This is a genomic window from Thalassospira sp. CH_XMU1448-2 (genome assembly GCF_037027285.1).
Classification (GTDB): Bacteria; Pseudomonadota; Alphaproteobacteria; order Rhodospirillales; family Thalassospiraceae; genus Thalassospira; species Thalassospira profundimaris_C.
Map to the genome: position 1 here is coordinate 932,687 of NZ_JAYMEA010000002.1, position 14,679 is coordinate 947,365.

Below are 14,679 nucleotides of genomic sequence, written 5' to 3' on the forward strand. Positions count from 1 at the left end.
ACACTTACCGGTAAGGTGCGTCTGCCTCCAATCGTGCAGCAAGCTCGGCTTCCCAACGCTCGCCGTTTGCCAGCAGCTTGTCCTTGTCATAGAACAGCTCCTCGCGGTTTTCGGTTGCGAACTCGAAGTTCGGACCTTCGACGATGGCATCTACCGGGCAGGCTTCTTCACAGAAACCACAATAGATGCATTTCGTCATATCAATGTCGTAGCGGGTTGTACGACGCGAACCATCGTCACGCGGCTCTACCTCGATGGTAATGGCCTGTGCCGGGCAGATTGCTTCGCAAAGTTTACAAGCAATGCAACGCTCTTCCCCGTTCGGGTAGCGGCGCAGTGCGTGTTCACCACGGAAACGCGGGCTCAGCGGGCCTTTTTCATACGGGTAGTTCAGCGTCACTTTCGGCTTGAACATGTATTTCAAGGTGAGCGCCATACCCGATACGAGTTCCGCGAGCAGGAAGCTCCGGGCCGTCCGATCAATAAATGACATCGTTTACCTCTCTCTTTCCGATGCGCGGCGATCAGGCCGGGACCTTGTCAAAAACAACGAGGAACGTGGCAACCAGCATGACCCATGCGAAAGACAGTGGCAGGAAGATTTTCCAGCCCAGACGCATCAGTTGGTCATAACGGTAACGCGGGAAGGTTGCACGGACCCACAGGAAGATGAACAGAACGAAGCAGATCTTCAGAATGAACCAGATCGCCCCCGGGATGAATTCGAGGAACGGCAACGGCGCGCTCCAGCCACCCAGGAACAGAATGGCACACAGGCCACTCATCAGGATCATGTTGGCGTATTCACCCAGGAAGAACAGCGCAAAGGTCATTGCCGAATAATCGACGTTATAACCCGAAACCAGTTCGGCTTCCGCTTCGGGAAGGTCAAACGGTGCGCGGTTGGTTTCTGCGAGGATGGACACGATGAAGATGATGAACATCGGGAAGTGGTAGACAAAGTTCCACTCCCAGATCCCGCCGGTCTGACCGCGGACGATGTCGCTCAGGTTCAAGGAGCCGGTCGTCAACAGAACCGAAATGATGATCAGGCCGATCGAAATCTCGTACGAAACCATCTGGGCGCCGGAACGCAGCGCACCAAGGAATGCGTATTTGGAGTTCGATGCCCAACCGGCCATCACGATGCCGTAAACACCCAGCGAAGAAATCGCGAAGATATAAAGGATACCGACATTCAGATCGGCCAGTACCATGCCCTCGTCGAACGGAATAACCGCCCAGGCAATGATCGCCAGAATGAAAGTCAGCATCGGGGCGATGATAAACACGCCCTTGTTCGCGCTGCTCGGAATGATTGTTTCTTTCAGAAACAGCTTCAGACCATCAGCGAGCGGTTGCAGAAGGCCAAACGGCCCCACAACGTTCGGGCCCTTACGGAGCTGAATAGCACCGATAACCTTACGCTCTGCGTAGGTCAGATAAGCGACAGCAACCAGCAGCGGGACAACAATCGCCAAAATTTTGGCGACGATCCAGACTAGCGGTTCAATATATCCGTCCCAAAGAAGTTCCATCGGTCAAACCGTATCTTTTGCGTTTCGTCCCAGAATTGGGACACCCCCTTGTGGGATGGGCGACGAAATTGCGCCGCCCATCTTACTCAGGCAACCTTCTCGGCAGCCGCGTCCTTAACAAAGGCCTCAGTACATTTGGCCATCGTTACCGATGCGCGGCTGATCGGGTCGGTCATATAGAAATTGCGAACCGGAGAAACGAAACCTTCCGGCTTCATGTCACCTGCTTTACCGAAATCGGTCCATTCTGCCTTGGACGGAACGTTCAGCGACGCGAAGGTCGGGCTGATTTCCACCATACGGGCACGAACAGCATCGATATTGTTGTACGGCAGGGTCTGGTCAAGCGCGCCCGAAAGTGCGCGAACAATTGCCCAGTCCTCACGCGCGTCACCAACCGGGAAGATCGCACGCCAGCCCTGCTGGGCGCGGCCTTCGGTGTTGACATACGTGCCGTTCTTTTCGGTATAGGCAGCACCCGGCAGAATAACGTCTGCCGCCTGGGCACCGGCATCACCCATTGCACCCTGGTAAATGACAAATGCCTTTTCCAGTTTTCTCATGTCGACTTCGTCTGCACCCAGAAGATAGACGACTTCGACGTCGCCTTTGGCTGCGGCATCAAGGATGTCATTGGTTGCAAGACCGCCCTCGCCCGGGACAAAGCCCAGATCAAGGCCGCCAACACGCGATGCGGCGGTGTGCAGAACGTTAAAGCCGTTCCATTCACCCGAAACCATGCCGAATTTCTCGGCAATCGCGCGGGTCGCTGCCAGAACAGCATCGCCGTCTTCACGGTTCAGAGCGCCCATACCGACGATGATCATCGGTTTGTCAGCTGCCTCAAGAACCTTGGCGAAGTCGTTCTTGCCTGCAAGAATTTCAGCAAGGGTGTCCGGGCCTGCGCCAAGATAATCGTTCTTGTAGGTCGGATCCCATTTCTCGCCGATGATGCCGACTTTGAAATCACCGGCAGTCGAACGCCAGCGCTTGCGCAGGCGGGAATTGATGATCGGCGCTTCGGCACGGATATTTGCACCGACGATCAGGCAGGCATCTGCCTCGTCAATACCGGCAATCGTACTGTTGAAGATATAGGAAGCACGCTGGCCGCCAATCTTCGAACCGTCCTGACGGCAATCAAGGTTCGGGGAACCCAGTTTACCCATCAGATCCTTGAGCGCGGTCATTGCTTCACAATCGACCGTGTCACCGGCAAGTGCGGCAATCTTTTTGCCGTCCAGACCGGAAACCTTTGCCTTGATCGCGGCAAATGCCTCGTCCCAGCTTGCAGGCTGGAGCTTGCCATTCACACGAACATACGGACGGTCAAGGCGCTGACGCTTCAGACCATCGATGGCGTAACGGGTTTTGTCCGAAATCCATTCTTCGTTGATGTCTTCGTTCGTGCGCGGCAGAACACGCAGAACTTCGGCGGTGCGGGCATCGATACGAATGTTCGAGCCAACCGCATCCATCACGTCGATGCTATCGGTTTTCTTCAGTTCCCACGGGCGTGCGGTAAACGCATACGGCTTGGAAGTCAAAGCGCCAACCGGACAAAGATCAATCAGGTTGCCCGAAAGTTCGGAATTGATTGATGCTTCGATATACGGTCCGACCTCGGTATCCTCGCCACGGTATACAGCACCCATGGTGCCGACACCGGCGACTTCCTCGGAGAAACGCACACAGCGGGTGCAGTGAATGCAACGGGTCATGATCGTTTTGACGATCGGGCCCAGTTCCTTGTCTTTCACTGCGCGTTTTTTCTCGGCGTAACGTGAAGAATCAAAACCATAGGCCATGGCCTGGTCCTGAAGGTCACATTCACCCCCCTGGTCACAGATCGGGCAATCCAGCGGATGGTTGATCAGCAGGAATTCCATCACGCCATTGCGTGCTTTCTTGACCAGGTCGGAATCGGTTTTGATCACCATTCCGTCTGCCGCAGGCATGGCACAGGAAGCAACCGGTTTCGGTGCGCGTTCCATTTCAACCAGGCACATACGGCAGTTGCCGGCGATTGACAGGCGTTCGTGATAGCAGAAACGCGGGATTTCCTTTCCGGCCTCTTCACAGGCCTGAAGGACTGTCGCCCCGGCTTCTACTTCAACTTCAATACCGTCAACTGTTAGTTTCGGCATGTCTCAATCCCTCTCAACAGGCCCCTCTCAGGCCGCGATCCGTGCGCGATATTCCTTGATCCGACGTTCCATTTCGGGACGGAAATGACGGATAAGGCCCTGAATAGGCCATGCAGCTGCATCGCCAAGCGCACAAATGGTGTGGCCTTCGACCTGTTTGGTCACATCCCACAACAGATCAATTTCATCAAGCGTGGCTTCGCCGCGGACCATGCGCGCCATCATGCGCATCATCCAGCCAGTGCCTTCACGGCACGGCGTGCACTGACCACAGCTTTCATGCTTGTAGAATTCCGACAGACGCGCGATCGCGTAGACAATGTCAGTCGACTTGTCCATGACGATCACAGCCGCCGTCCCAAGACCCGACCCCACTTCACGCAGGCCGTCGAAGTCCATCAGAACGTCGTCGCAAACATCTTTGGGCATCAACGGAACCGACGAACCACCCGGGATAACCGCAAGAAGGTTGTCCCAGCCACCACGGACGCCGCCGCAATGCTTTTCGATCAGTTCACGCAGCGGAATGCTCATCGCTTCTTCGACAGTACACGGCTTTTCGACGTGACCGGAAATGGCGAACAGCTTGGTACCGTGGTTGTTTTCACGGCCAAAGCTTGAGAACCACGAACCGCCACGACGCAGAATGGTCGGAACGGCTGCGATACTTTCAACGTTGTTCACCGTGGTCGGGCAGCCATACAGACCGGCGTTTGCCGGGAATGGCGGCTTGAGACGCGGCTGACCTTTTTTACCTTCGATACTTTCAATCAGGGCGGTTTCCTCGCCGCAGATGTAAGCACCAGCACCAAGATGCAGGTAAAGGTCAAAGTCCCAGCCCGAACCACAGGCGTTCTTACCGATCAGACCCGCTTCATAAGCTTCGTCGATCGCACGCTGAAGGTTGGATGCCTCGTGATAGAACTCACCACGAATATAGATGTAAGCGGCATGTGCATTCATCGCAAAGCTGGCAAGAAGGCAACCTTCCACCAGTGTATGCGGATCATTACGCATGATTTCGCGGTCTTTGCAGGTGCCCGGCTCGCCTTCGTCGGCATTAACGACGAGATAGCTCGGACGACCATCAGATTCCTTGGGCATGAACGACCATTTAAGGCCGGTCGGGAAGCCAGCGCCCCCGCGACCACGCATACCGGATGCTTTCATCTCGTCGATGATCCAGTCGCGGCCTTTTTCGATCAGGGCCTTGGTACCATCCCAGTTACCACGGGACTGCGCGCCCTTGAGGCCGAAATCCTGGAAACCATACAGGTTGGTAAAGATACGATCCTTATCCTGCAGCATATCAGGCGTCCCCTTCGCTTGCATCAGCGCCCTGCGGGGCTGCACCGCAGCCACAGAATGCCTTCAGAACCTTCGGACCACCCATCGGCTCACAACCTTTGCGGCCGCTCTGCGGACCGGCTTTAGGCGTCTCGCCCTTTTTAAGGGAATCAAGGATCGCCTTGGTCGTTTCCGGGGTCAGGTCTTCATAGTAATCGTCGTTGATCTGCATCATCGGGGCGTTAACACACGCACCAAGGCATTCAACCTCGATCATGGTGAACTGACCGTCTTCAGTGGTTTCGCCGATGCCAATGCCGAGTTCCTTTTTGCAGGTATCGACAATGTCGGCAGAACCGCGAAGCCAGCACGGCGTCGTGGTGCAAACCTGGATGAAGTTCTTACCCACCGGGGCAAGGTTATACATCGTATAGAAGGTTGCGACCTCGTAGACGCGAATGGCGGGCATTTCGAGCATGTCGGCAATGTAATCCATTGCGACGGTCGGAACCCAGTTTCCTTCGGTCTGACGCTGTGCGAGATCAAGCAGCGGCATGACCGCGCTCTGCTGGCGGCCTTCCGGATACTTGGCGATGATCTTCTTTGCCTTTTCCAGATTTTCCGGAGTGAAAGCAAAGCTGGTCGGTTGAAGCTCTTTCGGAGCTGGTCTTCTCAAATGGCTCATCGGTCAATCTCACCGAACACGATATCTAGCGACCCGATATTGGCAACGACGTCGGCCAGCATGTGACCTTTGGACATGAAGTCGATGCCTTGGAGGTGCGGGAACCCCGGGGCGCGGATTTTGCAGCGATACGGACGGTTCGAGCCATCCGAAACAAGATACACACCAAACTCGCCCTTCGGTGCTTCCACAGCGGCATAGCATTCGCCAGCCGGAACGTGGAAACCTTCGGTGAAGAGTTTGAAGTGATGGATCAGGGCTTCCATCGAACGCTTCATATCGGCGCGCGACGGCGGTGCCACTTTGTTATTCTCAACAATAACAGGACCATCTGGCATATTCTTGATGGCCTGCTTGATGATTTTCAGGGACTGCCACATCTCTTCGAAACGAACGAGGAAGCGGTCATAGCAATCGCCGTTCTTGCCGATCGGAATGTCGAAGTCGAATTCTTCGTAGGAGTCATAAGGCTGCGATTTACGCAGATCCCATGCCAGACCCGATGCACGAATGTTCGGACCGGTGAAGCCCCAGTCAAGCGCCTCTTCCGCACTCACGATACCGATATCAACCGTACGCTGTTTGAAAATACGGTTACCGGTCAGAACGCGGTCAAAGTCCTTGAGGAAGATGTCATACTGATCTGCCCAGGCATCAATGTCTTCAAGAAGACCAGCCGGAAGATCAGCCGCAACACCACCCGGACGGAAATAGTTGGCGTGAAGACGGGCACCACAGGCGCGCTCATAGAATTCCATGAGCTTTTCACGTTCTTCAAAGCCCCAAAGAAGCGGGGTCATCGCACCAACGTCCAGTGCGAACGCGGTCAGGTTCAGAATGTGGTTCAGAATACGACCGATTTCCGCATAGAGAACACGGATATACTGACCACGTTTGGGAACCTCGATCCCCATCAGCTTCTCGATGGCCAGGCAATATGCATGTTCCTGGTTCATCGGAGCAACATAGTCGAGACGGTCGAAATACGGGGTCGCCTGAATATAGCTCTTATATTCGATCAGCTTTTCCGTACCACGATGCAGAAGACCAATATGCGGGTCGGAACGTTCGACAACTTCGCCGTCCATTTCCAGAACCAAACGCAGAACGCCGTGCGCCGCAGGGTGCTGCGGGCCGAAGTTCATGGTCATATTTTTGATTTTTTGTTCGGACATCAGGCGTTGCCCTCCGCCTTTTCATCACCCGGAAGAACATGCTGGATGCCTTCCCACGGGCTTTCGAAATCGAAATTACGGAAATCCTGAACCAGTTTCACCGGTTCGTAGACAACGCGCTTCTGCTCGTCGTCATAGCGAACCTCGACATAACCGGTCAGCGGGAAATCCTTGCGCAGCGGATGACCTTCAAAACCGTAGTCGGTAAGAATACGGCGGGGATCCGGATGACCTGCAAAGAAGATACCGTACATATCCCAAGCTTCACGTTCGAACCAGCCGGCGGCGCTGAAAAGCGGAACACAGCTCGGCACCGGCGTTTCTTCGTCGGTACGGATCTTTACGCGAATACGCAGGTTATGTTTGAGCGACAGCAGGTGGTAAACCACGTCGAAACGTTCAGCACGTTCCGGGTAATCTGCACCACAAACGTCGATAAGCTGCTTGAACAAGCAGCCGGTATCGTCCCGAAGGAAGGTCAGAACTTTAAGAATATCATCGCGCTTTGCGACGATGGTCAGCTCGCCGTAACGAATCTCGCTTTCGAGGATTTCGTTGGCCAGCTGGGACACCACAAGATCTTTAAGATCATTCAATGCGGCGCTGTTATCGCTGAGCAGTTCGCTCATGCAAGCCCCCTATTACGGATCAGCGTGTCAGGACACCAGTACGGCGGATTTTCTTTTGCAACTGCATCACGCCGTAGATCAGCGCTTCGGCTGTCGGCGGGCAACCCGGAACATAAACGTCAACCGGGACAACACGGTCGCAACCGCGAACCACCGAATAGGAATAGTGATAGTAACCGCCGCCATTGGCGCACGACCCCATCGAAATAACCCAGCGCGGCTCTGCCATCTGGTCATAGACCTTGCGCAGTGCCGGGGCCATTTTGTTGGTCAGCGTACCAGCAACGATCATCACGTCTGACTGACGCGGGCTTGGGCGGAACACCAGACCATAACGGTCAAGGTCATAACGCGACGCAGCCGAATGCATCATCTCAACAGCACAGCAGGCAAGACCGAAAGTCATCGGCCAAAGGGAACCGGTGCTTGCCCAGCTTGCCAGCTTGTCGAGATTGGCAAGGACAAAGCCCTTGTCATTCATCTCGTCAAACACGCCCTTAAGCAGTGCATCCTGATCCGTACCGGGTGCCAGGGGTGCGCCTGTATTGGTGCTCACTCCCATTCCAAAGCTCCCTTCTTCCATTCATAGATAAATCCGACCGTCAGAACAGCCAGGAAGATCACCATCGATACAAAGCCGAAAGTCCCGATATCACCGAGGGTAACAGCCCACGGGAACAGGAAGGCGACTTCGAGGTCGAAAATAATGAACAAGATTGCGACCAGATAGAACCGGACGTCGAACTTGATACGCGCATCTTCAAACGGCGCGAACCCGCACTCGTATGCGGACAGTTTCTCAACATCCGGTGCCTGCTTGGCAAGAACCAGCGACGCGATGACGATTACCGCCGAAAGACCGACGGCGATCCCGATAAATACCAGGATCGGAAGATATTCCGAAAGAAGCTCTTGCATCTCTCTGACCTCTCAAGAACAGGCCTTGTGACCCGACCAGGTCCCCACCTGGCCCATTACGGCGCACCATAACGCATGCACCGCACAAGTTCCAGTCCTCAAGCAGCATTAAACCGCTCTAAGACCGGAAACTTTCTAATCTTTTTACCGTTCACTACCGTCCGATATCGGGCCGCATGTCGAGATGATCAAGACCCAAGCGTGCGAAGCAGCATTAGCAACACATGAAAAGATGATCGCGGAAAAGACGAAACACCCGATAACAGACAACAGATGATGGATCATGGCGCGAGCGACGGGACTTGAACCCGCGGCCTCCGGCGTGACAGGCCGGCGCTCTAACCAACTGAGCTACGCCCGCAAAATGACCATCAATCGGCGGGCCTTTGTTAGACCACCCCCAAAACCAAGTCAAGCAGCTAGCAACGTTTTCAACCCATTCGGCAATATCACCTGCGAACATCGCGCTTTGAAACGCATTCCGGCCTCTGATTTGTACTGATTTTGGCAATTAAGTACATTTTGCGGGCTTATACATGTGGGGCTTTGCAAAGACGCGTCGGCTTTTATAGAATTGTTGACAAATTCCCCCTATCTTACGGTGTGATAGGGGCAAGCCTTGTACGACTGGTTCAGTACGAGGCCAGAGTCATTACGACGGAGAAGACCACCCGTGGGGCGCGTTAAAGAAGAATACAGATCACTGGCCGGGCCCGAGAAGGCAGCGATTCTCATGCTTGCTCTTGGGGAAGAGCACGCGACCAAGATGTTCAGCATGATGGATGACGAGGAAATCAAAGAGATTTCCCAGACCATGTCAGGCCTTGGCACCATCAGCTCCAATATCGTTGAACGTCTGTTTGTCGAGTTTGCCGATCAGCTGTCCTCTACCGGTTCCCTTGTCGGTTCCTTTGATACGACCGAACGCTTGCTGTCCAAGGTTCTGCCCGAAGACCGTGTTAACGGCATCATGGAAGAGATCCGTGGTCCGGCGGGTCGCACCATGTGGGACAAGCTGAATAACGTTAACGAAGCCGTTCTTGCCAACTATCTGAAAAACGAATACCCGCAAACCGTTGGCGTTGTGCTGTCAAAGCTGAAACCCGGTCACTCGGCTTCGGTTCTGTCGCTTCTGCCGGAAAACTTCTCGATGGAAGTCATCATGCGCATGCTGCGTATGGAAGCAGTGCAGAAGGAAGTTCTCGATAACATCGAAAAGACGCTGCGCACCGAATTCATGTCGAACCTTGCGCGTGGTTCGCGCGGCGACAACCACGAATTGATGGCCGATATCTTCAACAGCCTTGATCGCCAGAGTCAGGATCGCTTCCTGACCGCTCTTGAGGAACGCAACCGTGACTCGGCCGAGAAGATCAAGGCGCTCATGTTCACCTTTGAAGACCTTGCCCGTCTCGACAATAACGGTGTTCAGACCCTTCTGCGTCAGGTCGAGAAAGACAAGCTTGCCCTTGCGCTTAAAGGCTCGACCGACCAGATGCGCGATCTGTTCTTCAAGAACATGTCCGAACGCGCAGGCAAGATGATGAAAGAGGACATGGATGCACTGGGGCCGGTTCGTCTTTCGGATGTAGAAGAGTCGCAAATGATGATCGTTCAGCTCGCCAAAGAACTGGCAGCTCAGGGCCAGATCGTGATCTCCGAAGGCAGCGGCGAAGACGAAATGGTCTACTAGACCGGCTTCCAGACCTTCAGACACCAGAAAAAACCGAAAAGGGACAGCGTTTGTGCTGTCCCTCTGTCATTTGCGGTATCGGATGCCCCTGCCCTAGCCGACAATCACGTTGGGCACCGGGTCAGTAATCGATTTGATTTCCCAGCGCAACCGGTTCTGGCCGCCAACTTCCTTGAACTCGGCTGCGTTATGACTGCGAATGCCCGCAGTGGTACGAAACTCGATCTTGCCGGTCATCTGATAGCCAAGAGCACTAAGGCGATCCTGATATTGATCCGGTACAAACCCGCCCCGGATTTCGACTGTGTTGCGGTCCTTGTGGAAAAACATCTCGAGAATGCGTGACTGGCGACGCACAAAGACAAAGCTTTTCTCACGGATGATATTGCCACGGCGTTCATAGACGATGTTGAACACACCTCGCCCGCTATAGGTCAACTGCTTGACGCCCGAATCGCGCCTGAGATCGGCAAGAACCTTGTCGACCTTTTCCTTTTCCCCGGCGGGATCGAGACTTTTCTCCAACAGCCCCTGGGTAATGGTCGGCTGCACCAGCATCCCCTGATAGCTCAGCCGATAATCGCCATTCCGTTCCATCGAAAGATCGATATTGAAGGCCTCGGGCAAATAGCAGCTGGTCAGAATAAGCGGAACGCAAAGCACAAGCACCAATCGCCGAAGGTGCCAGATGACGCGCGAAACATGCCCGGTCGATGGAATGTTCATGATGCAGGTTCCGTTTCTAGTGACCGATAGCCGAAATTTCTGCCTTAACACTGCCCGTCAGGCGATCAAGCGTCAACTTTTACAGAGAGTTATCGGGCTTTAATGAGATATGGATAACGCTGTGACCATTCAGCCCCCCCCCAACCTTCCCCCGGAGCACCAGGACCACAAAGCGGCTTATAACAGCCCTGAGGGCGCACGCACCTGCAACAGGCGCCATTTTGTCATGAAACACTCAATGCACGCCGTGTAGCCGTAAAACAGCCTTTGACGCAATGCAGCGCGCAAACCGGTAGTGATCGACCAAGTCTGAATGGAAAGGGCACCAGAGCCGAAAATCAGGCAAAGAAAAAAGGCAGCCTTTAGGGCTGCCTTTTTCGTGGTGGGTGATGAGAGATTCGAACTCCCGACCCTCTCGGTGTAAACGAGATGCTCTAACCAGCTGAGCTAATCACCCGTTGCTTGTCCGCGCTGTTTTCTGCGGAAGCGGGCGGAACTTACCATGCTTTTTACAAAATGCAATGCCCTGTTTGCATAAAAATGTAACTTCTATTTCAAGGGTATTTATCCATGATGGCTGGTCAACCTGAACCCGCCAAAAATGCGACGTATTACCCGAAAAACAGAACCCGCGAACCAGCATTTTGCTTCAAGGCCTGCGTGATGTGATTCGGAAAAGATTCGAATCATGCCCGAACACGAAAAAAGGCAGCCTTTAGGGCTGCCTTTTTTATGGTGGGTGATGAGAGATTCGAACTCCCGACCCTCTCGGTGTAAACGAGATGCTCTAACCAGCTGAGCTAATCACCCGTTGCTTGTCCGCGCTGTTTCTTGCGGAAGCGGGGCGGAACATAACATGGTTTTTACAAAAAGCAATGCCGGTGACGCTTGTCACCGGCATTTTTTCCAAGAACTTCGTCAAACTTAGTTGACGGCGTCCTTAAGGCCTTTACCAGCCTTGAACTTCGGCTGTTTCGATGCCGGAATGTCGATTTCTTCACCGGTGCGCGGGTTGCGACCTTTTGAAGCAGCGCGAGCAGCGACAGCGAAGGTACCGAAACCAACCAGACGAACTTCGTCGCCGGATTTAAGAGATTCGGTGATGGAATCGAAAACAGCGTCAACCGCTTTTGCAGCGTCAGCTTTGGACAGATCAGCTTTAGCAGCTACACTTCCAACGAGATCGTTTTTATTCACTTCCTGGCCCCCTTGTTTGGACGTTCGGAGTTATGAGGAAATTTGGTTTGCCCCAAACCTGTTGCATGGGCAGTGTAAGCAGGTAGCAAACAGCTCGTCAATGCGAGAGACGCAGTTTTCTGCGGTTTTTGACGTTTTTTTCGATTTTTTGCGCTTTACACCAATCTCGACATGTCCCTTCGCCGATTCTTGGTCAAAGTTATCCACAGAAAAAGGGGAGCGACATGGTCGCTCCCCTTGATTTCTGCCGGTTATGACACGCTTTAATGCGTCGTCACACCACCAATTTCCGATTCTTCGCCGTCCTTGGATTTGACTGCGACATCATCTTCGGGTTCTTCCCACTCAATCGGGACCAGCGGATTGACCAAAGCATGGCTGAGAACTTCGTCAACATGCGACACAGGAATGATTTCCATACCGCGTTTGACATTGTCCGGAATCTCTTCGAGATCCTTTTCGTTCTCCTGCGGGATCAGGACTGTTTTCACCCCGCCCCGCAAGGCCGCCAGAAGCTTTTCTTTCAAACCGCCAATCGCAAGCACACGGCCACGCAGCGTCACTTCGCCGGTCATCGCCACATCCTTGCGCACCGGATTGCCGGTCAGAACAGACACAACCGACGTCACCATGCCAACACCGGCAGACGGACCGTCTTTCGGGGTTGCGCCTTCGGGGACGTGCACGTGAATGTCGCGTTTCTGGAACAGGGTCGGCTTGATGCCGAACTCTGCTGCACGCGAACGCACGAACGAGGTCGCCGCCTGGATCGATTCCGTCATGACTTCACCGAGCTTACCGGTGGTTTTCATGTTGCCCTTGCCCGGAACCGTCACAGATTCAATCTGCAACAGATCGCCACCGAATTCGGTATAGGCAAGACCGGTCACGACACCAACCTGATCTTCACCCTCGGTCTCGCCATAGCGGAACTTGCGGATGCCTGCATATTTGCCAAGGGTCCGCGGCGTTACGCGCACAGCCTTGATATTCTCGAGCATGATCCGCTTGGTCGCCTTACGGGCCAGACGGGCCAGCTCGCGTTCAAGGTTACGGACACCTGCCTCGCGGGTATAGAACCGGATCAGATCACGAAGCGCTTCGTCAGAAATGCTCCATTCACCTTTGCGCAAACCGTTATCCTTGATTTGTTTCGGGATCAGGTGACGTTTGGCGATCTCGACTTTCTCGTCTTCGGTGTAACCGGAGATACGGATGATCTCCATACGGTCAAGCAGCGGCTGCTGCATACGAAGCGAGTTTGCCGTCGTCACGAACATCACATCCGAAAGATCGTAATCGACTTCAAGATAATGGTCGTTAAAGGTCGAGTTCTGTTCCGGATCAAGCACCTCAAGCAATGCCGAGGCCGGATCACCGCGGAAATCCGAACCCATTTTTTCAATCTCGTCGAGAAGGAACAACGGGTTGGAATATTTCGCCTTTTTCATGCCCTGGACAATCTTGCCCGGCATGGAACCGATATAGGTCCGGCGATGACCGCGAATTTCGGACTCATCACGCACCCCGCCAAGCGACATGCGCACAAAGCTGCGACCTGTTGCATTGGCCATCGATTTACCAAGCGAGGTTTTACCAACGCCGGGAGGACCAACAAGGCAAAGGATCGGACCTTTGACTTTTTTGGTGCGGGCCTGAACGGCTAAATATTCAAGGATGCGTTCCTTGACCTTCTCAAGACCGTAATGTTCCTTATCAAGAACCTTCTTGGCCTTTTTCAGATCATGGGACACACGCGAACGCTTGTTCCACGGAATCGACACCATCCAGTCAAGATAGTTGCGCACCACGGTGGCTTCCGCCGACATCGGGCTCATATTGCGCAGTTTCTTGAGTTCTGCCTGGGCCTTTTCCTTTGCCTCTTTGGGCATCTTGGCCTTGTTCAGCTTCTCTTCGATTTCAGAAGCCTCGTCCTTGCCGTCCTCGCCTTCGCCAAGTTCCTTCTGAATGGCTTTAAGCTGCTCATTCAGATAGTACTCGCGCTGGGTTTTCTCCATCTGGCGTTTGACGCGGTTGCGGATTTTCTTTTCAACCTGCAAGACGCCGATTTCGGATTCCATGAAGCCGAAAATACGTTCCAGACGGTCACCAACAAGGCTGGTTTCCAGCAATTCCTGCTTTTCAGAAATCTTGAGCGACAGGTGGGATGCCACCGTGTCGGCAAGCTTCGCCGGTTCTTCGATCTGATTCACAGATACCAGAACTTCGGGCGGAATCTTTTTGTTGAGCTTGATGTACTGTTCGAACTGCGTCACCACAGAACGTGCAAGCGCTTCGAGTTCGCTGTCATCTTCGTCAGCGTCCTCGCGCACGGCACCATAGGCCTGGAAGAATTCCGGGTTATCAACATAGCCGGTGATTTCGGCACGTTTTCCGCCTTCTACCAGTACCTTGACGGTTCCATCCGGAAGCTTGAGAAGCTGCAGGACAGTTGCGACAGTACCAACTTCATAGAGATCTTCGACTGCCGGGTCATCAAGACCGGCGTCTTTCTGGGTGACAAGCATGATCTGCTTGTCTTCGCGCATCACATCCTCGAGCGCACGCACCGATTTCTCACGTCCAACGAACAGAGGAACAATCATGTGCGGGAACACGACAATGTCGCGCAACGGCAGCACCGGGTAAATTTCGCCACGCGCCAATTCGACCATTATGTTCTA

13 protein-coding genes and 3 tRNA genes are annotated in these 14,679 nt (G+C 53.9%); 1 reads left to right on the plus strand and 15 read right to left on the minus strand.

The window, feature by feature from the left end:
* Positions 1 to 4: 4 nt before the first annotated feature.
* The 10 genes from nuoI to WA318_RS11735 all read right to left on the minus strand — a co-directional run bounded on the left by nuoI (position 5) and on the right by WA318_RS11735 (position 8,740).
* Positions 5 to 493: an NADH-quinone oxidoreductase subunit NuoI gene (nuoI, locus tag WA318_RS11690; RefSeq protein WP_068518918.1), complete on the minus strand. Its 489-nt coding sequence runs from the start codon at positions 491 to 493 to the stop codon at positions 5 to 7.
* Positions 494 to 524: 31 nt separating this feature from the next.
* Positions 525 to 1,538, minus strand: coding sequence for an NADH-quinone oxidoreductase subunit NuoH (gene nuoH, locus WA318_RS11695; protein ID WP_114097355.1), 1,014 nt, complete (start codon positions 1,536 to 1,538; stop codon positions 525 to 527).
* A gap of 86 nt (positions 1,539 to 1,624) precedes the next feature.
* Complete coding sequence (gene nuoG / locus WA318_RS11700; RefSeq protein WP_336081259.1) at positions 1,625 to 3,685, minus strand: NADH-quinone oxidoreductase subunit NuoG; 2,061 nt, start codon at positions 3,683 to 3,685, stop codon at positions 1,625 to 1,627.
* Between the two features lie 27 nt (positions 3,686 to 3,712).
* A complete protein-coding gene (gene nuoF / locus WA318_RS11705) occupies positions 3,713 to 4,993 on the minus strand; it encodes an NADH-quinone oxidoreductase subunit NuoF (RefSeq protein ID WP_114097353.1) in 1,281 nt (426 codons plus the stop codon).
* A gap of 1 nt (position 4,994) precedes the next feature.
* Positions 4,995 to 5,657 (minus strand): NADH-quinone oxidoreductase subunit NuoE, encoded by a 663-nt coding sequence (gene nuoE, locus WA318_RS11710; RefSeq protein ID WP_336081262.1) that lies wholly within the window; start codon positions 5,655 to 5,657, stop codon positions 4,995 to 4,997.
* Positions 5,654 to 6,832 (minus strand): NADH-quinone oxidoreductase subunit D, encoded by a 1,179-nt coding sequence (locus WA318_RS11715; protein ID WP_114097351.1) that lies wholly within the window; start codon positions 6,830 to 6,832, stop codon positions 5,654 to 5,656. Before WA318_RS11715 ends, nuoE begins: the two co-directional genes overlap by 4 nt.
* Entirely contained in the window at positions 6,832 to 7,461 is a 630-nt protein-coding gene (locus tag WA318_RS11720) for an NADH-quinone oxidoreductase subunit C (protein ID WP_181850171.1), read from the minus strand. The genes WA318_RS11715 and WA318_RS11720 overlap by 1 nt, the downstream gene beginning before the upstream one ends.
* A 19-nt stretch (positions 7,462 to 7,480) precedes the next feature.
* Positions 7,481 to 8,023 (minus strand): NuoB/complex I 20 kDa subunit family protein, encoded by a 543-nt coding sequence (locus WA318_RS11725; RefSeq protein ID WP_114097350.1) that lies wholly within the window; start codon positions 8,021 to 8,023, stop codon positions 7,481 to 7,483.
* Entirely contained in the window at positions 8,014 to 8,379 is a 366-nt protein-coding gene (locus tag WA318_RS11730) for an NADH-quinone oxidoreductase subunit A (RefSeq protein WP_008891231.1), read from the minus strand. The genes WA318_RS11725 and WA318_RS11730 overlap by 10 nt, the downstream gene beginning before the upstream one ends.
* A 284-nt stretch (positions 8,380 to 8,663) precedes the next feature.
* Positions 8,664 to 8,740, minus strand: a tRNA-Asp gene (locus tag WA318_RS11735).
* A gap of 312 nt (positions 8,741 to 9,052) precedes the next feature.
* On the opposite strand from WA318_RS11735, the gene fliG reads away from it, so the two are divergent.
* Positions 9,053 to 10,072: a flagellar motor switch protein FliG gene (fliG, locus tag WA318_RS11740; RefSeq protein WP_114097349.1), complete on the plus strand. Its 1,020-nt coding sequence runs from the start codon at positions 9,053 to 9,055 to the stop codon at positions 10,070 to 10,072.
* 93 nt (positions 10,073 to 10,165) lie between these two features.
* Here the strand turns inward: fliG and WA318_RS11745 are convergent, their stop codons facing one another.
* The 5 genes from WA318_RS11745 to lon form a co-directional block, all read right to left on the minus strand.
* On the minus strand, positions 10,166 to 10,798 hold the full coding sequence (locus WA318_RS11745) for a hypothetical protein (RefSeq protein ID WP_336081270.1): 633 nt from the start codon (positions 10,796 to 10,798) through the stop codon (positions 10,166 to 10,168).
* Positions 10,799 to 11,178: 380 nt separating this feature from the next.
* Positions 11,179 to 11,255, minus strand: a tRNA-Val gene (locus tag WA318_RS11750).
* Positions 11,256 to 11,531: 276 nt separating this feature from the next.
* A tRNA-Val gene (locus tag WA318_RS11755) sits at positions 11,532 to 11,608 on the minus strand.
* Positions 11,609 to 11,722: 114 nt separating this feature from the next.
* Complete coding sequence (locus WA318_RS11760) at positions 11,723 to 11,995, minus strand: HU family DNA-binding protein (protein ID WP_114097348.1); 273 nt, start codon at positions 11,993 to 11,995, stop codon at positions 11,723 to 11,725.
* A gap of 263 nt (positions 11,996 to 12,258) precedes the next feature.
* Positions 12,259 to 14,670: an endopeptidase La gene (gene lon / locus WA318_RS11765; RefSeq protein WP_114097347.1), complete on the minus strand. Its 2,412-nt coding sequence runs from the start codon at positions 14,668 to 14,670 to the stop codon at positions 12,259 to 12,261.
* Positions 14,671 to 14,679 lie beyond the last annotated feature (9 nt).